At 51.2% G+C, this 22,860-nt stretch carries 21 protein-coding genes; 20 read left to right on the forward strand and 1 reads right to left on the reverse strand.

Annotated features, from left to right (window positions below):
• Positions 1 to 31 precede the first annotated feature (31 nt).
• From EL268_RS04090 to EL268_RS04180, 18 genes are all read left to right on the forward strand, one after another.
• A complete protein-coding gene (locus EL268_RS04090; protein WP_106656168.1) occupies positions 32 to 1,231 on the forward strand; it encodes a thiolase family protein in 1,200 nt (399 codons plus the stop codon).
• A 27-nt stretch (positions 1,232 to 1,258) separates the two neighbouring features.
• A complete protein-coding gene (locus EL268_RS04095) occupies positions 1,259 to 1,681 on the forward strand; it encodes a thioesterase family protein (protein ID WP_106656169.1) in 423 nt (140 codons plus the stop codon).
• 172 nt (positions 1,682 to 1,853) lie between these two features.
• Positions 1,854 to 2,681, forward strand: coding sequence for a phenylacetic acid degradation operon negative regulatory protein PaaX (gene paaX, locus EL268_RS04100; RefSeq protein WP_016741468.1), 828 nt, complete (start codon positions 1,854 to 1,856; stop codon positions 2,679 to 2,681).
• Positions 2,682 to 2,815: 134 nt separating this feature from the next.
• Positions 2,816 to 3,694: a branched-chain amino acid ABC transporter permease gene (locus tag EL268_RS04105; protein WP_106656170.1), complete on the forward strand. Its 879-nt coding sequence runs from the start codon at positions 2,816 to 2,818 to the stop codon at positions 3,692 to 3,694.
• A complete protein-coding gene (locus EL268_RS04110) occupies positions 3,691 to 4,722 on the forward strand; it encodes a branched-chain amino acid ABC transporter permease (protein WP_232030250.1) in 1,032 nt (343 codons plus the stop codon). The genes EL268_RS04105 and EL268_RS04110 overlap by 4 nt, the downstream gene beginning before the upstream one ends.
• Entirely contained in the window at positions 4,719 to 5,480 is a 762-nt protein-coding gene (locus tag EL268_RS04115) for an ABC transporter ATP-binding protein (protein ID WP_106656172.1), read from the forward strand. Before EL268_RS04110 ends, EL268_RS04115 begins: the two co-directional genes overlap by 4 nt.
• A gap of 22 nt (positions 5,481 to 5,502) precedes the next feature.
• The gene (locus EL268_RS04120; protein WP_017251564.1) at positions 5,503 to 6,246 is read left to right on the forward strand and encodes an ABC transporter ATP-binding protein; all 744 of its coding nucleotides are present in this window, start codon (positions 5,503 to 5,505) and stop codon (positions 6,244 to 6,246) included.
• A 51-nt stretch (positions 6,247 to 6,297) separates the two neighbouring features.
• Positions 6,298 to 7,485 (forward strand): ABC transporter substrate-binding protein, encoded by a 1,188-nt coding sequence (locus EL268_RS04125; RefSeq protein ID WP_106656173.1) that lies wholly within the window; start codon positions 6,298 to 6,300, stop codon positions 7,483 to 7,485.
• A gap of 84 nt (positions 7,486 to 7,569) precedes the next feature.
• A complete protein-coding gene (locus tag EL268_RS04130; protein WP_106656174.1) occupies positions 7,570 to 8,397 on the forward strand; it encodes a methyl-accepting chemotaxis protein in 828 nt (275 codons plus the stop codon).
• Between the two features lie 115 nt (positions 8,398 to 8,512).
• Positions 8,513 to 9,481, forward strand: a complete 969-nt coding sequence (paaA, locus tag EL268_RS04135; RefSeq protein ID WP_106656175.1) for a 1,2-phenylacetyl-CoA epoxidase subunit PaaA — start codon at positions 8,513 to 8,515, stop codon at positions 9,479 to 9,481.
• 10 nt (positions 9,482 to 9,491) lie between these two features.
• On the forward strand, positions 9,492 to 9,824 hold the full coding sequence (paaB, locus tag EL268_RS04140) for a 1,2-phenylacetyl-CoA epoxidase subunit PaaB (protein ID WP_015893218.1): 333 nt from the start codon (positions 9,492 to 9,494) through the stop codon (positions 9,822 to 9,824).
• Positions 9,825 to 9,841: 17 nt separating this feature from the next.
• On the forward strand, positions 9,842 to 10,675 hold the full coding sequence (paaC, locus tag EL268_RS04145; RefSeq protein WP_106656176.1) for a 1,2-phenylacetyl-CoA epoxidase subunit PaaC: 834 nt from the start codon (positions 9,842 to 9,844) through the stop codon (positions 10,673 to 10,675).
• A gap of 17 nt (positions 10,676 to 10,692) precedes the next feature.
• The gene (paaD, locus tag EL268_RS04150; RefSeq protein ID WP_106656177.1) at positions 10,693 to 11,196 is read left to right on the forward strand and encodes a 1,2-phenylacetyl-CoA epoxidase subunit PaaD; all 504 of its coding nucleotides are present in this window, start codon (positions 10,693 to 10,695) and stop codon (positions 11,194 to 11,196) included.
• Positions 11,197 to 11,220: 24 nt separating this feature from the next.
• The gene (locus EL268_RS04155) at positions 11,221 to 12,663 is read left to right on the forward strand and encodes an NAD-dependent succinate-semialdehyde dehydrogenase (RefSeq protein WP_106656178.1); all 1,443 of its coding nucleotides are present in this window, start codon (positions 11,221 to 11,223) and stop codon (positions 12,661 to 12,663) included.
• A 563-nt stretch (positions 12,664 to 13,226) separates the two neighbouring features.
• On the forward strand, positions 13,227 to 14,099 hold the full coding sequence (locus EL268_RS04165) for a cytochrome c oxidase assembly protein (protein WP_106656179.1): 873 nt from the start codon (positions 13,227 to 13,229) through the stop codon (positions 14,097 to 14,099).
• A gap of 43 nt (positions 14,100 to 14,142) precedes the next feature.
• Positions 14,143 to 14,601 (forward strand): DUF420 domain-containing protein, encoded by a 459-nt coding sequence (locus tag EL268_RS04170; protein ID WP_106656180.1) that lies wholly within the window; start codon positions 14,143 to 14,145, stop codon positions 14,599 to 14,601.
• Positions 14,602 to 14,644: 43 nt separating this feature from the next.
• Complete coding sequence (gene cyoE, locus EL268_RS04175) at positions 14,645 to 15,580, forward strand: heme o synthase (protein WP_106656181.1); 936 nt, start codon at positions 14,645 to 14,647, stop codon at positions 15,578 to 15,580.
• Between the two features lie 122 nt (positions 15,581 to 15,702).
• Positions 15,703 to 16,617, forward strand: coding sequence for a COX15/CtaA family protein (locus tag EL268_RS04180; protein WP_106656182.1), 915 nt, complete (start codon positions 15,703 to 15,705; stop codon positions 16,615 to 16,617).
• Positions 16,618 to 17,039: 422 nt separating this feature from the next.
• On the opposite strand, the gene EL268_RS04190 is transcribed toward EL268_RS04180, so the two are convergent.
• Entirely contained in the window at positions 17,040 to 17,789 is a 750-nt protein-coding gene (locus EL268_RS04190) for a hypothetical protein (protein ID WP_106656183.1), read from the reverse strand.
• 171 nt (positions 17,790 to 17,960) lie between these two features.
• Here EL268_RS04190 and EL268_RS04195 point away from each other — a divergent pair, with 171 nt between their 5' ends.
• Both EL268_RS04195 and EL268_RS04200 read left to right on the forward strand, forming a co-directional pair.
• Complete coding sequence (locus tag EL268_RS04195) at positions 17,961 to 19,202, forward strand: exonuclease SbcCD subunit D (protein WP_106656184.1); 1,242 nt, start codon at positions 17,961 to 17,963, stop codon at positions 19,200 to 19,202.
• A complete protein-coding gene (locus tag EL268_RS04200; RefSeq protein ID WP_106656185.1) occupies positions 19,199 to 22,849 on the forward strand; it encodes an AAA family ATPase in 3,651 nt (1,216 codons plus the stop codon). Before EL268_RS04195 ends, EL268_RS04200 begins: the two co-directional genes overlap by 4 nt.
• Positions 22,850 to 22,860: the final 11 nt, after the last annotated feature.

Raw genomic sequence — 22,860 nt, forward strand, 5'->3', positions numbered from 1 at the left:
AAAAGCCCTCGTGCAAGGGAGGAGTGGAAGAATGAGTACACCTGTCATCATAGATGCTGTGCGCACGCCAATCGGCCGTATTGGTGGTGCGTTGAAGGATGTGCGCCCGGATGACCTGGGCGCATTGGTGATTCAAAAGCTGCTGGAGCGCAATCCTATCGATCCGAAGACGGTAGATGATGTCATCATGGGCTGTGCCAATCAGGCTGGGGAAGACAACCGCAATGTCGCGCGTATGTCACTTCTGTTGGCGGGATTGCCTGTCGAGGTGCCTGGAGTGACAGTGAACCGCCTGTGCGGCTCAGGTCTGGAGGCTGTGAACCAAAGCGCGAATGCAATCAAAGCCGGAGCAGGTCACGTCTATATCGCGGGCGGGACAGAGAGCATGACACGCTCTCCGCTGGTGATGATGAAGCCTGGCACTGCTTTTCAGCGCGGCAATCAGCAGCTGGTCGATACGACGTTGGGCTGGCGATTGGTCAACGAAAAAATGAAAGAGATGTATCCACCGATCAGCTTGGGGGAAACAGCGGAGAAGGTAGCGGAGCAATACGGTATTAGCCGTGAAGCGCAGGATGAGTTTGCTTTGCGCAGTCAGCAGAATTACGCACGTGCCTTGGCAGAAGGAAAGTGGGATGCAGAGATCGTTCCCGTTGAGCTGAAAGGGCGCAAAGGCGAGGTTACGCTGTTTGAACACGATGAGCATGCACGTCCGGAGACGACCATCGAACAGCTGCAAAAGCTGAAACCAGCATTCCAAGCAGATGGCAGCGTCACAGCAGGCAACTCCAGTGGTCTAAACGATGGAGCCTGCGCCCTGCTCATCATGGAACAGGAAGCGGCTCTTGCAGCTGGATTGAAGCCGCGTGCAAGGATCGTCGCATCCGCAGTGGCAGGGGTCGATCCTTCCGTAATGGGAATTGGGCCAGTACCTGCTACGCGCAAAGTACTGAAGCAGGCAGGCTTGTCATTGGAGCAAATTGATCTGTTCGAATTCAACGAGGCTTTTGCGGCGCAGGCAGTGGCGAGTGTACGCGAGCTGGGGGTCAACCCTGATCTGGTCAACGTAAATGGCGGAGCAATTGCTTTGGGCCATCCGCTCGGGTGTAGCGGAGCGCGCATCCTTACTACTCTGCTGTATGAAATGGAGCGTCGTGATGTCCGCTACGGGTTGGCAGCGATGTGCATTGGAGTTGGACAGGGGATTGCGACGATTATTGAGCGTGTGTAGCTTGGGCAAATAGGGAGGCAGGTACTCTTGATAGATAGACTGCAGCCGGGGACGACGGAAGAATTTACTGTGACAGTGACAAAGGACATGCTGCCTGTTTTTGAAGGCCAAGTCGTGCATCCCGTGATGTCGACAGTCAGTATGATTTATTACATGGAATGGGCGGGAAGGCGCGTCATTTTACCATACCTGGAAGCCGATGGAGAGGGCTCGGGATTTGCTGTAGACATCAAGCATGTCGGCCCAGCAGTGATTGGTCAGGAGGTCACATTCCGGGCGACCTGTGTGCAGGTTACCGAAAAACGCGTGGTGTGCGAGGTTACGGCGGACACTACGCGTAATCGTGTAGGACTCGGGACGTTCGTCCAGGCCATCTTCAAAAAGGACGAGATCAAGCGTCGTTTTGAGGCCCTGCAAGCAGAGATCAACCAGGAAGTAAATGGGAATTAATAAATATGACAGAATAAATTGACTCTTTTAAAATGTTTTACTATAATTACGTTTAAATTACGTTATACGATTTTAACGTCATATACTCTCGGTCGATTCACGCACATCCTACAGAATATGGTACAATTTCACACAGCATATAGGTATGAATCGATTTGGGGGTAGAAGAAACGTGAAGCCACAATCCATGCTTTTTACAATTTACGGTGAATACGTCCGCCATTATGGAAGCGAAATCTGGATTGGTAGTCTGACCAAGCTGATGGGGGAATTCGGACTGTCGGAGCCGGCTGTTCGTGCAGCGATCTCCCGGATGCTTCGCCAAGGCTGGCTGGAATCGCGGAAAGTAGGGAACCGCAGCTTCTACTCGGTATCCGAGCGCGGCAAAAAGCGGCTGGAAGAGGCAGCGGCACGTATTTATAAGGTCGAGACAGATGTGTGGGACGGCAAGTGGTGCATTGCCAGCTACAACATCCCAGAGGAGCGTCGAGCGCTGCGTGATCAACTGCGCAAGGAGCTGGGCTGGATGGGCTTCGGGATGCTGACGACCAGCACATGGATCAGCCCGAATAACCTCAGTGATCGCGTGAAGGACCTGACGGAAGCCCACGAGATTACAGAGTATGTCGAGATTTTTACATCCGAGCATATGGGCTGGAGCAACCCGAAGCAGCTCGTACAGAAATGCTGGGATATCGATGAAATCAATGAAAAATACAAAGCCTTCATCGATGCCTACCGAGAAGAATACGAGCAGCTTTCAGCAAAACTTAGCAATGGGGAAGAGGTTCCAGACAGCCATTGCTTCGTGGAAAAGACAAAGCTGGTCCACCAATACCGCAAGTTCTTGTTCATCGATCCTGATTTGCCGCAGGAATTGTTGCCAGAGCTGTGGTTGGGCAAAGAGGCGGATCAGTTGTTCCAAAATTACTACCAGTTATTGAATCCAGGGGCAGTACGATTCTTCGAGACCGTGTATGAAGCTGCGCCATCCGCATAGGCGAAAGCTGCGAAGGAAAGGCCCTAGCACGTCTAGGGTCTTTTTCAATCAATCATTTTTCCATTATTTAAAATGTAAGCGTTTTACTTGGCTGTAGTTTGGTGGACGCGATACAAAGGGGGTACAGCACGAATATGACGGAATTGCTGCAGTACGTTGCAAACGGCCTTGTCAGCGGCGGGATTTACGCGATCGTAGCGGTTGGTTTCATCACGATTTACAACGTAAGCAAGGTGATTAATCTGGCGCAGGGTGAATTTTTGATGCTGGGCGGAATGGTCACAGTCGCTTTGATTGGCATGAATCTCCCGTATGGGTTGGCGGCATTGCTCGCGATCCTCATGGTCACCTTGATTGGGGTTTTGATGCAGAAATATGTAATCGCTTACGTCAAAAAGGCTAACCCAATTAGTTTGATTATTTTGACGATAGGCATTTCCACACTGATTCGCGGCATTGCCAGCTTTATTTGGGGAAAAGATGCGTTTGCACTCGAACCGATTACGAGCAATGAGCCGATCTCGATCGGCGGCGTGATGATCGCACAACAAAGTATCTGGATTTTGGCTGCTGTTCTTATCATTCTTTTTCTACTTTGGTACTTGATGGACAAGACGATTCTCGGCAAAAAAATTAACGCCTGTTCGGTCAACCCGATGGCCGCTCGCCTGATGGGGATTAGCCCGACAAAGATGAGTATGCTGGCCTTCGCCATCAGTGGAGCGACAGGAGCAATTGCAGGAATCGTGATCGCGCCGCTTTCTGTGACGTCTTACGATATTGGCGTGCTGCTCGGAATCAAAGGCTTTTCCGCGGCCATTCTTGGCGGATTGGGAAATCCATTGGGTGCAGCCGTAGCCGCCTTTTTACTCGGGATCGTCGAGTCGCTGGGAGCTGGTTACATCAGTTCTGGTATGAAGGACGCGATCGCCTTTCTGGTGTTGATCGGCATGCTGTTGATTAAGCCATCCGGCATCTTTGGAGAACGCAGCGTTGGCAAAGGAGGGCTATGATGAAGCAGATCATCGATAAGTGGGGCAAAAGCATTGGGATCTACCTGTTTTTCATGATTCTTTTCCCATTCGTTATGCCGGATGAATACTATCGTTCTGTCGGAATTATTATCGGTCTTCAAGCAATCGTAACCATCGGGCTATGCCTCGTGATGGGGCTGGCCGGACAAATTTCGCTGGGACAAGCAGCTTTTTGGGGGATAGGCGCCTATACGTCGGCAGTATTGACGACGAAGTACGGTCTGCCGCCATTTATCGGCCTCATAGCTGCTGCGATTGTCCCGGGGTTATTCGCCTTTATCCTCGGGCGGGCGATAGCGGGGCTGCAAGGCTACTACCTCGCCATGGCAACTCTCGCATTTGGCTACATCGTCCAGATCGGGATTACGGAATGGGAGTCCGTCACAGGGGGAGCAAACGGAATGATCAGCATTCCACAAATGACTTTCTTCGGTGGAAGCGAGCTATCCATGTACTTTCTGATTTGGGGAATCGTCACCTGTGTGCTGCTCTTCTCTCTCAATCTGCTGAATTCACGCGTAGGCAGAGCGTTTCGGGCGATTCACAAAAGTGAGATTGCCGCAACCTCGATGGGAATTGATGTCCGCAAGTTCAAGCTGAATGCCTTTGTGGTAAGCGGCATGTTCGCTGGTATTTCCGGCGGCTTGTACGCCCATTACATGGGAATTCTCGATCCGCAGCCGTTCGGACTGCACGAGTCGATCAAGTTTCTGACGATGGTCGTCATCGGCGGGATGACAAGCATCTGGGGTGCTTTGATCGGGACGATCCTGATTGGCTTTATCAGTGAAGGGCTGATCCTCTTGAGCGAAGTGGTGCCAGGCTTGCAGGGGGATGTGGACACGATTGTATTCGGTGCGATTCTCGTGCTGTTCATCATGTTCATGCCGGAAGGATTGGTTCCGCGCACCCGGGCTGCTTTCGAAAAAGGGCAGGGGAAAAAGGCGAAGGCCATGGCTGACGAAGCACAGCGAAAGCAGCAGGTGGAAAGGAAGGCTGCAACATGACAACACTTTTGGATGTGCAAAAGCTCTCTCGTGATTTTGGCGGCGTACGGGCAGTGAATCAAGTAGATTTTCAGGTGCGGGAAGGAGAGATTCTTGCGCTAATCGGTCCGAATGGCGCTGGGAAAAGCACCGTGCTCAACATGGTGTCGGGTGTGATCCCGCCTTCGGAAGGAGAGATTCGCTTCAGCAGCCAGCCGTTGACACGTGTGCAAGGCTACGAATATGCCGGACTGGGAATCACGCGAACCTTTCAAAACCTCCAGACCTTTGACGATATGACCGTCATGGAAAACGTCATGGTCGGCATGCATACCAAGACAAGTGCGAGTCTCTTTTCCTGCGGCATGAATCTCGCAAAGTCCCGCAAGGAAGAGAAGCTGATGCAGGAGCAGGCGCAGACGTGGATAGCGAATGTAGGACTGGCGGAGGAAGCGTCCTCGCTGGCTGGGAGCTTGCCATACGGGAAGCTGCGGCTGATGGAGATTGCCCGCGCGATGGTAGCCCAGCCGCGGCTGCTCTTGTTGGATGAGCCTGCCGCAGGTCTGAATCATACCGAGACCGCGGAGATGAGCCGCATGTTTTGCGAGATTCGCGACAACGGAACGGCTATTTTGCTAGTGGAGCATGACATGGACATGATTATGACGATTGCGGACCGCATCGTTGTATTGGATCAAGGATCAAAAATTGCAGAAGGAACCCCGCGTGAGATTCAGGAGAACCCGCGCGTGATTGCGGCGTATCTGGGTGCAGAATGAAGCGCGAAAGAGGTGGACAAACATGGGGAAGGCAGTCCTTACAGTAGACAACATCACGGCTCGCTACGGTCCGGTGGAAGTGCTGCACGGGATTACTCTGCAAGTGAACGAGGGAGAAATCGTCTCCCTGTTAGGCGCAAATGGGGCAGGCAAAACGACACTTTTGAACTGTATCTGCGGTCTGCACGGCGACAAGGAAGGAAAGATTTGGTTTCGTGACGCGGACATTACGCGTGTTCCTGCGGAGCTGGTGGTACCTCGGGGCATGGCGCATGTACCGGAGCGCAGACAAATTTTTTCGACGCTGACCGTGGAGGACAATTTGTGGTTGGGTGCTTCTCATCGGATGCCCAAGACGAGCAAAAAGGAAATTGCCAAAGAAATGGAGACGGTGTATGAGCGTTTTCCCATTTTGGCAGAGCGAAAATGGCAGCTCGGGGGAACGCTTTCCGGGGGGCAGCAGCAGATGCTCGCCATTGGCAGGGCGCTCTTGTCTCGACCGCAGCTCCTCTTGTTGGACGAGCCTTCGCTAGGACTGGCTCCACTGATTGCCAAAGAAATCCTGACGATTGTGCAGGAGATTCGCTCGGAATGGGGCACCACGGTGCTGTTGGTCGAGCAAAATGCTCGCGCAGCGCTCGCTATTTCCGACCGGGCTTACGTACTCAGTACGGGAACCGTCATGCTGGAAGGGAAGGCAGACGAGATTAGCAATGACCCGCGTGTGCAATCTGCTTATTTGGGAAGCTCCCACGAAGCAGTTTAGTAACACTAGCAGTTTGATCAAGATCAACCACATACATGAGGGGGTACACCCATGAAAAAACGAACATTCAAAAAATGGCTATTTCCAGCAGCAGTCGCTTCGCTCGTATTCTTGAGCGCCTGTGGAGGCGGCGCTACACCAGCAGCAGAGTCAGGCACTGGTGGCGCCAGCAAGGACCCGATCAAGGTCGGAGCAATTTTCTCGCTGACTGGTCCGAACAGTCCGCTCGGCGTACCGGAGAAGCAAGCGGTAGAGCTGCTGGTAAAAGAAATCAACGGCGCAGGCGGAGTGGATGGCCGACCGTTGGAAGTCATTTTTGAAGACGACAAGTCTGACAATACGGAAGCGGTAAAAGCGATCAAAAAGCTCGCTTCGAAAGAAAAGGTCGTAGCTGTACTCGGCTCCTCAGGCAGTGGTCCGTCTCTCGGGATGGCTGAGTATGCCGCAGCAGAAAAGCTCCCGCTGATCTCGATGGCAGCCGCAGACCAAATCACCAATCCGGTTCGTGCAGGCATCTACAAAACACCGCACACGGACGTGCACGGAACGAAGCGCATCTTCAAATATTTGAAGGAAAAAGGCATTACGAAAATCGCTACGCTCAATGACAGCAATCCATACGGAAGTGGCTGGACGACGCAATTGCAAAAATATGCGCCTGAATACGGTATCACGATTGTAGCCGAAGAAAAGTACGGCACAAAAGATCCGTCCATGAGCTCCCAATTGACCAAGATCAAAGGAACGGATGCGCAGGCACTGATTGTGGCAGGTACGAATCCTGGACCCGCTACGATCGTGAAGGAAGCCAAGCAACTGAACCTCACTATTCCGATCATTAGCAGCCATGGCTCTGCGAACAGCAAATTCCTCGAACTGATTGGAGACGCTGGCGAGGGTGTCCTGATGGTAGCTGGAAAACTGCTCATCCCAGAACAAGTAGCGGCAGACGATCCGCAATCTGCGATCATCAAAAAATTCGTGGATGGCTATCAAGCTGCCTACAATACACAGCCAGACGGCTTCGCGGGATACGGATATGACGGCTTGAATTTGCTCGTGGAAGGCTTGAAGCAAGCAGGCGGCGACACATCCAAGCTGGGCGAAGTATTAGAAAAGGTAAAATACGTAGGGGTAACCGGAGAATTCAAGTTCACGGCTGATGATCATAATGGTCTGACAGAAGACAGTATGATCATGGTTGAAGTGAAGGAAGGAAAATTCCAGCTCGTTAAATAAGTGAAAGAAGTGAATTCCCTCCGCGTACTGATGAAGAATGCGGGGGGAATCGTTGTTTTCATCACAAGGGTAGGGGGATCATGCATGTCTCAATTGCTGAATAGCGTCTTAATGGTCGCACCGATTTTACAAAAAGCATTTTTGTCTGAATGTATGGTAGGAGTCACCGACAAAGAGAAGTTTCTCGCCTATTATCCGGCACAGGGCTTGAACCTGGGGATTCGAGTAGGAGACGAATTGCGCCCGGGGAGTATCAATGCGACAGCGGTAAAAGAGGGCAAGCGGGTAGTGAAGAAGATTTCCAAAGAGCTCTATGGCATTCCTTATATCGCAGTCGGTTATCCGCTTGTCGAAAACGGGCAAGTAGTCGGTTGCTTGGCGACAGGCGTGACGACTGATCAGGAGGATCACTTGCACGGTTTGGCTCAAAACTTGACGGACGCGCTGGAAAATATCGCACAGCACACAGAAAGTCTGGCAAAGGACGCGGACCATTTGGCACAAGCAAGCCACACGCTGAGTGATGCAGCTGGTCAATTAGGGCTGAAAATTGCAGAAACGACCCAGATTAACGAACTGATCCGCAATATCTCGACGCGCTCCAATGTACTCGGCTTGAATGCCGTTCTCGAAGCGGCACGTGCAGGGGCTGCTGGTCGTGGCTTTTCCGTGGTCGCAGAGGAAATCCGTCAGCTTTCCCAGACGACCGCTAGTTCAGCGAAGGGTATTTTCCTTCTATTAGATGAAATGAATGCACTCGTCGGGACGGTAACGGGCGAAATGGAGAAGACGATGAATCACAGTGTGAAGCAGTCGACACGAATACAGGAGCTGGATGCAGTCATGCAAGAGCTGCGGCACATGGCCGAGCAGTTGAAAAAGGCAGCAGAAATAACTGGGCGCGGAGAATAGATGAGTCCCTATGTAAGCGTATTGCAAAAACGTATGACGTTATGTTATTATTGCGTTATAAAAACGTATTATAATTTTAACATAATGCATATCTGATAAAAGGAGGGCGTTCTCCATGCAAATGAGGCTCGAACATGCGGATCTGACTGAAAACGAAAAGTTGGAAGCGTTTTTAGCGAGAATCGACCGCGGGGAAAAAATAGAGGCAGACGATTGGATGCCAGACGACTATCGCAACCAGTTGATCAAGCTGATCTCGATGCATGGCATCAGTGAGATCATGGGTGCCTTGCCGGAAAAAGAATGGGTACCAAAGGCGCCGACGCTGCGCAGAAAGCTGGCGATTATGGCGAAGGTCCAGGACGAGATGGGGCATGGTCAATTGCTGCTTCGCGTCGCAGAAGATTTGCTTGAACCATTGGGCAAGACGCGCGAGGATATCATGCATGATTTGTTTTCGAAAAGACTGAAATTTCACAATGTATTTCACATGGAAGCGCCTACCTGGGCTGATGCTGGTGTGATTGGCTGGTTGGTTGACGGAGCGGCTATCATTACGCAATCGATGTCCCTCGATACATCTTATGCACCTTACGCCCGCGCTCTGCATCGGATCTGTGCGGAAGAAAAGTTCCACGCCCAACACGGGGAGAGCATCGTGTTGGAGTTGGCAGAAGGCACCGATGAACAGCGCCAAATGCTGCAAGATGCCATCCATCGCTGGTGGCCTGCCCTCTTGATGTTTTTCGGGCCGCCGGAAAACGGCAACATTACGAGCAATCAAGAAGCCAACATGCGCTACAAGATTCGTACACAGACCAATGAAGAATTGCGCCAAGTATTCCTGAAAAAGTATTTGCCGCGTATTTTCCACCTTGGCTTCACAGTTCCAGACGATACGATTTACTTCGACGAGGCAGCAGACAAATGGGTCTACCAGCAGCCTGACTGGGAAGAGTTCAAGCAAATCGTCAAGGGAAACGGACCACGCTCCGCTCACCGTCTGAATCTTCGGGTAATGTCTTATGAGGAAACCAAATGGGTGCGCGACGCGATTATGTCGTACGGCCGACAAGTAGGGTAGGTGAATGAGGATGAGCAACGAGAACTTTTTCATATACGAAGTATTCAGCCAAAAAAGCGTAAATGCTCCGTTCGTCCAACAGTTCAGTTTGTTGGCACCCAATAAAGAAGTCGCATTGAGCATGGCGAGGGAGAATTTCCTGCGCCGTGAGCCTTGTTTTAATTTATGGGTAGTCAAGCGCGACGACATTTTTGGACTGCCCCCAGAGGAGCGTCCTTTCCTGGAGAGACTCGACAACAAGAGCTATCGGGAGACCAAAGGATACGGCGACTTGCAGTCGAGATGGCGCCACCATCGTGAGCAGTACGAAGAAAAACAGAAGCATGCAGGCAACGGCAGCTAAGCAGGAGGGATACAATCATGGGCGACCGTTTACATGTAGAAACAGTGGAAGCAGCAAAACAAAACCCGGCATTTGCAAAAGCCTTAACCGACCTGTTGTTCCAGCTTGCTGATGACGATTTTATATTGGCTTATCGTGGATCGGAATGGCTGGGGCTGGCTCCGCATATTGAAGAAGATGTGGCGTTTTCATCGATGTCTCAGGACATGATGGGCCATGCCGTGATGTTCTATGAAATGCTTGAACAACTAGGGGTGGGCAAAGCAGACGATCTCGCACAGCTACGCGAGGCGAAGGCGTTTTCCAATGCGATCTTGGTAGAGCGTAAAAACGGTGACGGCGAATACAACGATCATCCTCATTACGACTGGGCTTATGCCATTGTTCGCAGCTATGTGTACGGCTTATACAAGCAGATTCGCTTGGAGGCTCTTACACAGTCGTCATACGCACCACTTGCGCTGGTCAGTCGCAAAATGATGACAGAGCATCGCTATCATCTGATGCACTGGCAAGTTTGGTTGAAGCAATTGGCAAACAGTACGGCTGATGCGCGTCAGAGGCTGGAGGCAGCCATCGCAAAAGTTTGGAAGGATGCAGGGGAGCTGCCTTATCTTGGACCCAATCAGGTCGATATCGTTCAATTTGGTCTGATTGCAGAAGAAGAGCAACTGAAACAAAAATGGCTGACACTGACCAAAGACATTTTCGATAAAGCTGGCCTTGATTGGCGGGGTGAGCCAGGCGTGCCACAAGAGCGTGGCCGTCACGGTGAACATACTGCTGATCTGGTGCAAGCATTGGCTACCTTGTCTGAAGTGTATCGCATTGATCCGGCTGCAGGCTGGTAAAAAGGAGTGATTCTCTCATGGCGCAAGAAGAACTGCAACTGCATGAAGGGCTTGAAGCGACATGCTGGGAACTGCTGCAGCAAGTAACAGATCCCGAAATTCCGGTGATCAGCATGGTGGAGATGGGGATGATTCACAAAGTGCGCGTCGAGGCAGACGTCGTTCACGTCGAGGTGCTCCCTACCTTTGTCGGCTGTCCGGCACTCGAGATCATGAAGAAGAACATCACAGAAAAGCTGGTGGAGGCAGAAGGAATCAATCAGGTTCAGGTAGCTTTCGTCTATGATCCAGCCTGGACTTCTGATCGTATCGCCTTGGATGCTCGCGATAAGCTGAAAAGCTTTGGCATCGCGCCGCCACCGCTTGACTTCAAACCGGGAGATACATGGGAAGTAGCCTGTCCCTACTGTGATTCCCCGTATACACAAATGGAAAATTTGTTTGGCCCTGCTGCTTGTCGAAGTATTTTGTATTGCCGGCATTGCAAAAATCCGTTTGAGGCCCTAAAACCAATCTATTGAGAGAGATTGAGAGGAGCGAATGTCATGGGAGAGTACAAACAAATGTTTATGAATGGAGAATGGGTGACTGCCGAGAGTGGCGAGTCCATTCAGATTACGAATCCTGCTACAGGTGAAACAGTTGGCACAGTAACCTTTGGCGATGGTCGCGATGCCAACAAGGCCATCGACGCTGCTCATCAGGCATTTGCCAGCTGGTCTCGACTGACTGCTCGCGAGCGCGCCAAATATTTGTACAACTTGTCCGAGCTGGTGAAAAACAATCGGGATGAACTGGCGGGCATCATTTCTGCTGAAATGGGCAAGCCTTTGGGCGAGGCAAAAGGCGAAGTGCTGGGTGCCGCTGATAACTTTGTCTGGTACGCAGAAGAAGCCAAGCGTGTCAACGGAGAAACGATCCCATCCTCCGTGGCGAACAAGCGCATCATGGTGCTGCGTCAGCCTGTAGGGGTGGTAGGGGCGATTACCCCGTGGAACTTCCCAGTGAACATGGTGGCACGTAAGATCGCTCCGGCTTTGGCTGCGGGCTGCACGGTGGTTTTAAAGCCAGCAGAAAGCACGCCGCTGTCTGCGATACGCATGTTTGAGCTGATTGAGCAGGCTGGCTTTCCAAAAGGCGTCGTAAACCTCGTCATTGGAAATCCTGAATCGATTGGGAAGGAGTTCATCGACAATCCGAAGCTCTCCAAAATCGGATTTACAGGCTCCACTCGTGTCGGCAAGCTGTTGATGGAGGGCGCCGCGAAGCAAGTGAAGCGCGTCAGCATGGAGCTTGGTGGTCACGCACCGTTCATCGTATTCCCGGATGCCGATCTGGATGCAGCCGTAAAAGGTCTGTTTGAGAGCAAGTTCCGCAACTCCGGTCAAATGTGCATTTGCACGAATCGTTTGTACGTCCATGAGGATGTCGCAGATGCGTTTACAGAAAAGCTGGTAGAGCGTCTGAAGCGTGCAAAGGTAGGGGATGGCCGCCAGAAAGAGACGGAGATCGGTCCACTGGTGAACGAGCGTGCCTTGAACAAGGTGCTCGAGCACATCGAGGACGCCAAGGACAAAGGCGGGCAAGTGGTATACGGCGGAAATCGTTTGGTTGAAGGTGATTATGCGAAGGGCTTCTATTGCGAACCAACCTTGATTGCTGGCGTTACAACGGATATGAAAATCTCCTATGAGGAAACGTTCGGTCCTGTCGTTCCACTCGTGCGTTTTACAGAGGAAGCGGATGTCGTACAGATGGCAAACGACACCCGTTACGGCTTGGCTGCTTATGTGTACACCCGCGATAATCAGCGTTGCTTCCGTATGGCTGAGCTCCTCGAATACGGAATTGTTGGGATCAATGACGGATCGCCAACCCAGACACAAGCGCCGTTTGGCGGTTTCAAGGAAAGTGGTATCGGCCGTGAGGGTGGCCGCTACGGAATGGATGAGTATTTGGAAACCAAGTTCGTTTCCTTTGGACTGTAAGATAAGAAGCGAAGAAGAGTTCAGATAAGATCTGGACTCTTCTTTATTTTCATATAGGAAGTGTATTAAAAGGTACAGCTTAACCTCTAAAGCTGGTGAGAAGAAAAAGCACAGGGCTCGTAGACCTTGACAACGCCTACCCAGTTGGAACTTCCAAAAGGGGACCACGCTTGTCGAACACTTCTTCTCTGAGAAACTTCCGCCCGTAGGGTGGCTTTGGCTCGACGGTGCCCTTTTGGAAGTGGAGACGGACAGTCAATCCCCCTTGCGGGCGTGTCAGAGTCGAAGAGAACTGTGCTTTTTCTTCTCCTCCACTATGTTGACTCAAACGAAAAAGGGTCTTGTCTTTTAATATGTCTATTTTGTGAATTGTATTGTTCAACACTTTGTTCATTTTTGTCTACAAAGAAAAAGGGAATCAACGGTATAATGGAGATTGGATCAAGGGCAACATTTAATAGATAAAAATTGGTATTTCATATTGACACAAAACGTACATATGACGACGCCCAGCGAGTGTGGTTTCGTCCAAAAAATTTCCATTTGGAAGGGAGGATATAAACATGGGAAATGCACATCAAATGCACGAGATGTCATCAGGAATGGGGCCAGCGTCCTTTTCGGACTTGTGGAGCCCTGACGTGATGCTTTTGACGCTGATTGTAGCAACCGCTTACTTTCTCATAACAGGTCCCATGCATAAACGTTTTGCCAATGCTACACCGGCTACGACGAAGCAACGCTTACTTTTTGTATTGGCAATCGTGTTGTTTTACGCCGCACAAGGAAGCCCTATCAGTTATTACGGCCATCATTACATGTTTAGTTTGCACATGCTCCAACAATCGATCTTGTACTTTGCCCTGCCACCGCTTATGCTTCTGGCAATGCCTGAATGGCTTTTGGCCAAGATTTTCCGTCCGAAAGCACTGAAGTTTATCCTTAACTCTTTGACACATCCGTTAGTAGCAGCGCTGTTGTTCAACTCACTATTTTCCTTCTACCATGTTCCGTTTATTTTCGATGCCATCGCGATCAATCATGAATGGATGACGTTTTATCATGTCATTCTCGTGATTGCAGCATTTGCGATGTGGTGGCCAATTGTGAGTCCGTTGTCTGATAACAAGCGACAACTGGCCGGATTGAAAAAACTGTCGTACGTTTTTGCAAATGGTGTCTTGATTACGCCAGCCTGTGCGCTGATTATTTTTGCTTCGGAACCACTGTACACTACGTATATAGCTGCTCCACAGCTATTCCAGAGCCTCGACGCGTTTAACGACCAGCGTCTTGGCGGAATCATTATGAAGCTGGTACAGGAGCTTGTTTACGGCTGTGTGCTGGCCTATGTCTTCTACCATTGGTACAAGGCAGAGAAGCAGGACGACATGCCGATGGATCAATCTTTCGGTGCGGAAAAGCCGACTTTTTAAATACGCGCGAACAGCAGAAACGTTTGTTGAATGAGGTGAAAAAATGGGGCTCCTATTGCCTACGGTAAGTACGGCTTTTATCGTCATTAGCGGAATACTCGTTGCGATTGGCTGGTACGCCATTGCGAAAAAGCAAGTAGAAAAGCATATGAAGATTATGAAATGGGCTGCGATCTGTGCCACGATCTTCTTCATCACGTATGTTTCCAGAACGGCTTTTATCGGAAACACGCATTTTGGCGGACCAGACAGCATCAAGCCAATCTATCAGACGTTCTTGTTCTTCCACATCATTCTGGCAACAGTCGGTGGTGTGATGGGCCTGATTACACTCAGATACGCTTACACGAAAAACTATGCTTCTCATCGTAAGATCGGTCCTTGGACGTCCATTGTTTGGTTTGTCACTTCCATTACAGGAGCTGCGGTTTATCTGCTGCTGTACTGGATTTATCCAGGTGGCGAGACGTCTGGCGTGCTGGATGTAATTTTTGGTAAGTAGTCGTTTCGGATGTTCAGATAGAAGGAAACAGGAGGTACAAAACGTGGACCAGCAAATGACCGTGCAGGAATCGCTTGATACCGATGCTTCTTTGCAGACACAGCCGGTAGGGCCTGCTACCTTTCGAGATTACGTACAACTGACGAAGCCTGGTATTACCCTGTCAAACTTGATGACCACTTTTGCTGCTTTATGGTTAGCGTCCTACGGTTATCCGAACTGGAAACTGGCTTTTTTCACCATGCTAGGAACCGCTTTGGTCATTATGTCGGGTGCGGCTTTGAACAATTTCTACGACCGTGATCTAGACAAAAAAATGAAGCGGACGCAAAATCGTGCGGTAGCGACCGGAAGAATTTCTGCACGTAACGCGATCCTCTTAGGAATCGGCCTGCTGTTGGCAGGGGTTACTGTGTTGGCTGTATATGCGAATCCCTTGGCGGCGGTTTGGGGATTGATCGGTCACATTTTTTACGTGTTGATTTACACGCCGCTGAAACGAGTGACCACTCTCAATACGGTGATTGGCGGTATTTCAGGTGCAGCTCCTCCGGTGATTGGGTGGGTAGCGGTAACAGGCACCATGGACATGACTGCTTGGCTGTTGTTCCTGGTCTTGTTCTTGTGGCAGCCACCCCATTTTTTGGCGTTGGCCATGCTGAAAACAGAAGAATACCGTGCAGGTAATCTGCCGATGCTACCGGTAGTAAAAGGCTTTGCCGAGACGAAACGACAAATGGTGCTGTGGGGTTCGGTGTTGTTCCCGGCTTCTTTGCTGCTGTTTGTCCATGCCAGCCTAGGCTATGTGTATTTGCTCATCATGGGCGTGATGGGGATTGTGTACCTGGTTCTGCTTTTCCAAGGGTTTAAAACCAAGGATGAACTTGCTTGGGCACGCAAACTGTTCGGTTATTCCATCCTTTATTTGACCGTGTTTTGTGCAGCGATCGTCATTAGTACCATGGTCAACTATTATTGACACGAAACACTCACTAAATGTTCACGGAACATCCCTTGCTTAGCAGGGGATGTTTCATTATCGTAAAAGAGGACATAGAACGAGGTGTTGTTTGATCCTCACAAGAAACAGGGTGAATTACTATGGAAAAATGGCTGAAGCCGTTAGCTTTTCTTGCTACCTTGATCATGTTTATCGTGATGGTAGCGGGTTCGCTTGTTACCAAGACAGATTCAGCACTCGGCTGTGGGAATGACTGGCCGCTGTGCAACGGTAAATGGGTCCCGGAATACACATTGGCATCCATTATTGAATATTCTCACCGCCTGATTACAGGTGTTGCCGGTATTGTTGTCGTGATTTTCTCTGTACTCTGCTGGCGCTATTACAAAGGCAACCAAGAAGTTCGCAATCTCGCTATTTTTGGTTTGTTTTTCATCGTAGTGGAGTCCATTCTCGGTGCTTCTGCAGTCATTTGGCCACAGTCCTCATCTGTTTTGGCTCTGCACTTCGGATTCTCCTTGCTTGCTTATTCAGGCGTGTTCTTGTTGAGTGTGTTCGTTTACCAGCGGGAAAAAACGCAAAGCTTGGTGAAGACGACCGTCTCAAAAGGCTTCCGCAACTGGATGTGGTTCGTCGCTACTTATACGTACGCTGTCGTTTATCTCGGAGCGTATGTCAGACATACGGGTTCAAGTATGGCATGCAGTGACTGGCCGCTGTGTCAGGGACAGGTCATCCCAGAGTTGTACGGACAGACCGGTATTCATTTTGCCCACAGAATCGCTGCGTTGGTGTTGGGATTCTTGTTGTTGGGGACAATGATTTACTGTATGCGCCATTTCAAGGAAAAACGGCGTGATTTGTACGGTGCAAGTATCCTGAGCTTTATTCTTTGCATTGCTCAGGTGTTCAGCGGCGGCTTCGTAATTATTTACAAGCTTCACCTGTACGCGACGCTTACTCACTCCATGATTATCACGATTTTGTTCGGGATCATCTGCTACATGTGTTTGCAGACGTTGAAGTCACCGACAAATGAAAAGTTGAGAAGATAAGAGGAAAGCTGCGCTCCTGATCGTGGGAGGGCAGCTTTTTTATTATGTAGCTGTAGTGGTGGGGGAAGAAGCGCATTTCCAGTCTACGCTTCGGCCTCCACCCCGCAAGGGAGATTGACTGTCCGCTCAGAAATAAATGGCGGGAGCGCTTCAAAAGTAGTGTATCGAGGAAGTATTCGCAGAGGTTGAAGCTGAAAACCCCCGCCATTTATTTCTAAGCTGGGTAGGGCTCCAGAGGCGCTTGGACTGGAAATGCACTTCTTCCTACGCGACTTTTTATTAAACACCTTGCGAGTAAATTCAAGAAGCTCCTTGTCATACTTTCACAATGGTGTAAAAGTATCGGGTCAGATACACAGCTGGTGGCAGGGCTTCGACCCCACCACAACCAATTGCGGACAGCGAATTTACGAACCGTCAGACTATTGCCCAGACGGTTTTTCAACATTCATCGGAACAAAAACACCATTTTCCCAATGGTAAATCTGTAGTGTCGTCTCAGGTTTGCCCGGCAGTAATTCACCTGTATCCGGATTCAGCTCCTGCTGCGTTTGCCAGTGGTAAAGCAAAGGTTTTTCACTGTCGTCATGAAGGATTTGATAACTTCCTACGGTCTGGAAAAGTTGACCACCCGGCACGGAAACTGTTTGCCGTAACAATCCCTCCCATGCCTTGACCAGGCGTCCTTTATCCAAATACCACAGATTCGACTCGTAGACACAAATGCCGGTGCCGCCAGTATGATGGACGGTTTCAAATACCCGTTTATCTGCGAGCAAACGCAGTTCAGCGTCGTCGTTGTTGTCGATCTCGGAGTGATTCACTTCACACGTATAGTCCCAATGATCCAATTGCAGGCGCGATGGATTCCAGTCCTCTTCCGCAATGAGGGCATAGGTACGATCTGGCTTCTGATCCAAAATGTAAAAGTTTCCGATATGCACGCTGCTGTTATGCTTGGCGACAATTTCCAGTTCCGGGTCATCATCCAGATTGAGGAGCTGAAAATCAAAGTAGTCGGTCACAACGGGATCTTTGGCTTGCTTGTTAATCCAGTCGATGACTTGGGCTTTGGTAGGGTTCTTAGATGCAAGGGAGACGGGGGCAGCGTGGACGAGATAAGGGATGGCGAGCCCCAAGGTCAAGGTGAGCAACAGGCGGGAATTACGCAACGGTAACGAGCTCCTTTCCGGGATGAGGTCGTTCAAACACGACCCTTCAGTTGGAAGACGAGCAGTCAGGGGCGAAAGTTACGAAGAAGTGGAGTAAATTTCAACCGCGAACAGCGCTGTCTTTTGTTACAATGAAAAGCAAACACATGATCGTGGAGAGTGATAGTAGTTATGCGGATATTACATACAGCCGACTGGCATTTCGGGCGGCAGCTGGAAGGGCGGGACCGCCGTATTGAGCAAGCGGCATTTGTGGACGAGCTTTGTCACATAGCGGATGAGCGTCAAGTGGATTTGGTGCTCATTGCTGGGGACGTGTATGATTCGGTCAATCCGCCTGCTTGGGCGGAAGAGCTTTTTTATGATGCATTAGAGCGTTTGTCTTCAGAAGGCAGGCGGGGTGTTGTCGTGATCGCGGGGAACCATGACCAGCCTGAGCGGGTTCGAGCTGCAGCACCGCTAGCCACAAAGCACGGGATCGTTTTGCTGGGGTTGCCAAAGGAAGCGCCACTTCTCACACAGGAAGCATCGCCTGATCGCGTGCAAATTGTGCAGGGAGGCCCTTCTTGGCTGGAAATGAAGATCCCTGGCTGCGCCGCGAATGCGGTAATTTTGGCATTGCCTTATCCTTCTGAATCGCGATTAAAGGAGCTGTTGAGCGAAAGCTTTACCCAGGAGCAGATGCAACTTGCTTTTTCCGAGCGCATTGCGCAATTGCTTGCTGAACTGTCTGTTCATTTTCGCGAGGATACGGTCAACCTGGTCACGAGTCACTTGTTTGTCATGGGCGGCAAGGAAACAGATTCCGAGCGACCGATTCAAATTGGGGGAGCGTTGACTGTATCGCCGCAGGCTTTTCCGAAGAACGCTGATTATGTGGCGCTCGGCCATCTCCATCGACTGCAAAAGCTCAGCGACAAGCCGTTGGTGCGTTACAGCGGCTCCCCGATTTCGTACAGCTTTTCCGAAGCTGGTCAGAGCAAGGCAGTCGTACTGGTCGAGGTAGAGCCAGGGCAAGAAGTGCGTGAGGAGATCATTTATTTGACGAGCGCACGGCCATTGGCACGTTGGAAGGCGACGGAGGGAATCGAGCAGGTAGAGCGCTGGTTGGCAGAGGGACGCGATGCAGGGGCGTGGATTGATTTGGAGCTGCATGTGTCTGGCGTGATCGACCCGGCAGAATTTCAGCGTGTCCGCAAGCTTTCGGATGATTTCTTGAAAATACAGCGTGTTGTCGTGAGGGAAGAGCGTGAGGAGGAAGAGGAACAGCGGGTCGAGCTGACAGAGCTGACGTCCGATCAATTGTTCAAACGCTTCTATGAACGAAGACGGGGAGCAGAGCCGGATGAGCAGCTGGTGGCCTTGTTCCAGCGTCTATTGGCCGAAACCGGAGGAGAGGGGGAAGAAGAGTGAGACCGATACGTTTGAAGCTGGCAGGGATGCACAGCTACCGAGAAATGCAAGAGGTCGATTTCGAAATGCTATGTCAGGCGGGACTGTTTGGGATATTCGGCCCGACTGGAAGCGGGAAATCGACGATCTTGGACGCGATCACGCTTGCGTTGTACGGGCAGGTCGTCCGGTTGGGCGGGGGAAACCACCCGAAAGAAGTGCTGAACCAGCTGGAGCAGCGCGTTTTCGTTTCCTTTACCTTTGAGCTGGGGACTGGCGATGAACGCAAACAATACACGGTGGAACGGGAATTTGGCCTGGATAAAAAGGGAAACAAGCGACAGCCGGAAGTGAGGCTGATTCAATCGGGAGCCTTGACCGGAGAGCCGGATGTCGTATTGGAGTCCAAGGCCACGTCCGCGACAGCCGCAATTGAGGCACTGATTGGTCTCACTTTGCAGGACTTTACCCGGGCGGTCGTTTTGCCACAGGGTCAATTTTCCCGCTTCTTGACGCTGAAGGGCAGTGAGCGCAATGAAATGCTGCAACGGATGTTCCGCCTACATATTTATGGGGAAAAGCTGAGCGAGCGCGTACGGCATGCGTTGGAGCAGGTCAAGGAACAGATGCATCGTTTGCAACTGGCGAGTGCAGCTTTGGGTGACGCAGGGCCGGAAGCCTTGGAGTTGGCGAGACAAACGTGGGAGGAAGCAGCGCAAAAAGAGCAGGAATTCACCCAGCAAAAACAGGAGCTGGCAGGGAAGCTCAAGGAGCTGGAGCAGCTTAACCAGTGGCATCAGGAGCTATTGCAGGTCCAGGCACAACTACAGCAGCAGGAAGCAAATGAAGCGGAAATGGCATCTCTAACCGCGAAGATTCGCGAATGGGAGTCGAGTATTCGACTGTGGCCATTACTCCAGCAATATGAGCGTTTGGATCAGGAATGGCATGCGACCGGTGCGGCATTGGAACGCAGCCGCGAACAACAGGAGAGTGCTCGTTTGGCCGTAGATGAGGCAGAGCAAGCGTATCAGAAGGTTCATGCCGAGTTGGCTGTACAGGAGCCGTTACTGATTCAGCAAAAAGGCAGGCTGGTACAGGCACAGGAGTGGGAAGAGGAGCTAAAGGCGATCCGGGAAGAGTGGACAGGTCTGGAGCGAGAGTGGAATGAAGTGTCAGTCGCCTTGACCAACACAGAACAACAGCTGGAAAAGGATGAAGCCGACTTAAAAAACTGGGAGCTTGCGTGGGCGGATCTGCAAGAACAGATGAAGCAGGTCACGATCTCTCCTGAATGGCGATCCCAAATAGCGGCAGCCAGAGAAGCGAAGCAGCAGTGGGAGAGGGACCATGCCAAGGTACGTGAGCTGGAAAAAGAACAACTCGCAGCACAAGAGCACATCCAGTCGACAACCCATACTGCTGATGAGCACAAGCGCAGCTGGGAAGCGTGTGCGAATCGGTTGGCACAAAAAAGAGAAGAGCTGACAGCACCAGCCGACTCGGCTTTGATGAGCGAAGCAGAATGGGAGAAAGCAAGAAATGTACTGGCTGACATGAAGCAGGTAGGTCGCCAGTGGCGGGAAGTATTGCAGGCTTTCTCATCATGGCAGGAGAAGTCGCAGCACCTCGTCCAGGAGCGTAAGCAGTTGGATGAGCGCAATCAAGAGCTGACTCGGGCAGTAGAGGCAAGCGAAGCACTTGTGAAAAGTCACCTGGCCCAACGAGATGAGCTGCGGCAGGAATGGGAACGCTGGCAGCAGGAAAATATGGCGCGATTTTTGCGAGAACGTTTAGAGGAAGGCAAGGAGTGTCCGGTATGTGGTTCCGAACACCACCCACACGGCCACCAGAACCATACAAAAGCGTCTGAAGCGGGAACGGAGGGTGATGACCTGCGTGCTCGAATCAAAGAGTCAGAAGAGGCATTGCGTACGGCTGAACAAGAAGCAGGCAAGACCAAGGAAGCCTGGTTGGCAGCAAAGGGGGCACTTGCTGCTTTTGATGAGCGCCTAGCAAGCGCAAAGGCTGAACAGGAACAGCTGGAAGCGCGCTTGGAAGCGATCAAGGCAGAGTGCCGAGGGTACGGACAGCCTTGGATCGTGGATTCTTTTGAAGAGCTTCTCGCCGTCTATCAGCGCGAGGAAAAAGAACTGATCGCCAAGCAAGCGGAGAGAGAGCGACTTAGAGCAGAGCGTGAGCAATTGCAGAAGCAGCTGGAGGCCTTGCGTGAGGAAGAAGCGGAAAAGAAACGCTTAATGGAGCGGAGCGCGCTGTTGCTCGAGCAGGCGCAGAAGGCAATCGATGAGAATAAAGCTCGCCTGGACGCTGCATCCATGCAAGAAAAGCATTCCAGAGAAGAGCTGGACGCGAAGCGCAATGAACTTCCTATCGAGGAAATCGAACAGCGGTACGAGGAAATCGGAAAATCAGATCGCCGATTGGCAGAACTGCAGCAGGTACGATCAGAGAAAGAAGCGCTGCGCGGAAAGCTGATGATGCAGGTAGAAGCCGCCAAGTCGCGCAAGGTAGAGGGCAAATCACGGGAAGCGGCGCTGAAGGAAAAGCTTGAAGATAGAAAGCGCATGTGGGAACAAAAGCATGCTCAATGGCTGGAACGCACGGGAGGACTTACTGCGCAGGAGTGTTTGATGCGGGTAGAGGATACTCTTAACGATTTGCGTCAGGCAGTCACGCTGGCAGAGACAAAGCGCAAAGAGACCGCCGAGGCGCGGGAAACGGTGCAAAACAATCTGGTAAAGTATTCGGAGACGCTGGCTATCCTCACACGGCAACGCACGGAAGCTCACGAGACATTGTACCAAGCCTTGCAGGAAACTGGTCTCGGTACGGTCGAGTATGTACGGGAACGATACGCAGAGCGCGAACAATTGCCACAGGCACAGGAGCAAGTCGAGGCTTATACGCGTATTGCAGGGCAGCTTCGTTACGAGGAAGAAAGGCTGCAGCAAGCAATAGCAGGCCGTTCGTTTACGCAAGAAGAGCTCACCACTGCAAAAGAGGCGTGGGATCAATGGGAGCAAGCCTTCCAAGAGGCGCAAAAGCAAGTCGCTGTCGCCAAAGAGCAAGTGGATCGCATGGAAAAAAATCATGACAAATGGCAAGAGCTTCACAAAGAGATGGTACAGCAGCAGGATGAGCAGAGCCGCTTGGAAGAGTTGAAAAAGTTGTTCGAAGCCAAGGCGTTTGTCCAGTTCATTGCGGAGGAAAAACTGGTATCAATCGCAAGAGACGCTTCCTATCACCTGAAGCGGATGACCGCCAACCGTTACGGGCTGGAAATCGGCGACGAGGGCGAATTTGTTTTGAGGGATGAGGGAGCTGGAGGAATGCGCCGTCCAGTAAGCACATTGTCTGGCGGGGAAACATTCCTGACCTCCTTGTCGCTGGCACTTGCCCTGTCGATGGAGATTCAAATGCGTGGCGGGCGCCTGGAGTTTTTCTTCCTGGACGAAGGCTTTGGGACACTCGATCCGGAGCTTTTGGAAGTCGTTATGGATGCGCTTGAGCGACTGCGCATGGACGATTTCACCATCGGGGTCATTAGCCACGTACCGGAAATACGTGTGCGCATGCCGCGTCGTCTGGTCGTGACACCTGCAGAACCGATGGGAAAAGGCAGCATGCTGCATCTGGAAATGGAGTAGGGAAGGGGAAA

The organism is Brevibacillus brevis (assembly GCF_900637055.1).
In the GTDB taxonomy this organism is placed as follows: domain Bacteria; phylum Bacillota; class Bacilli; order Brevibacillales; family Brevibacillaceae; genus Brevibacillus; species Brevibacillus brevis.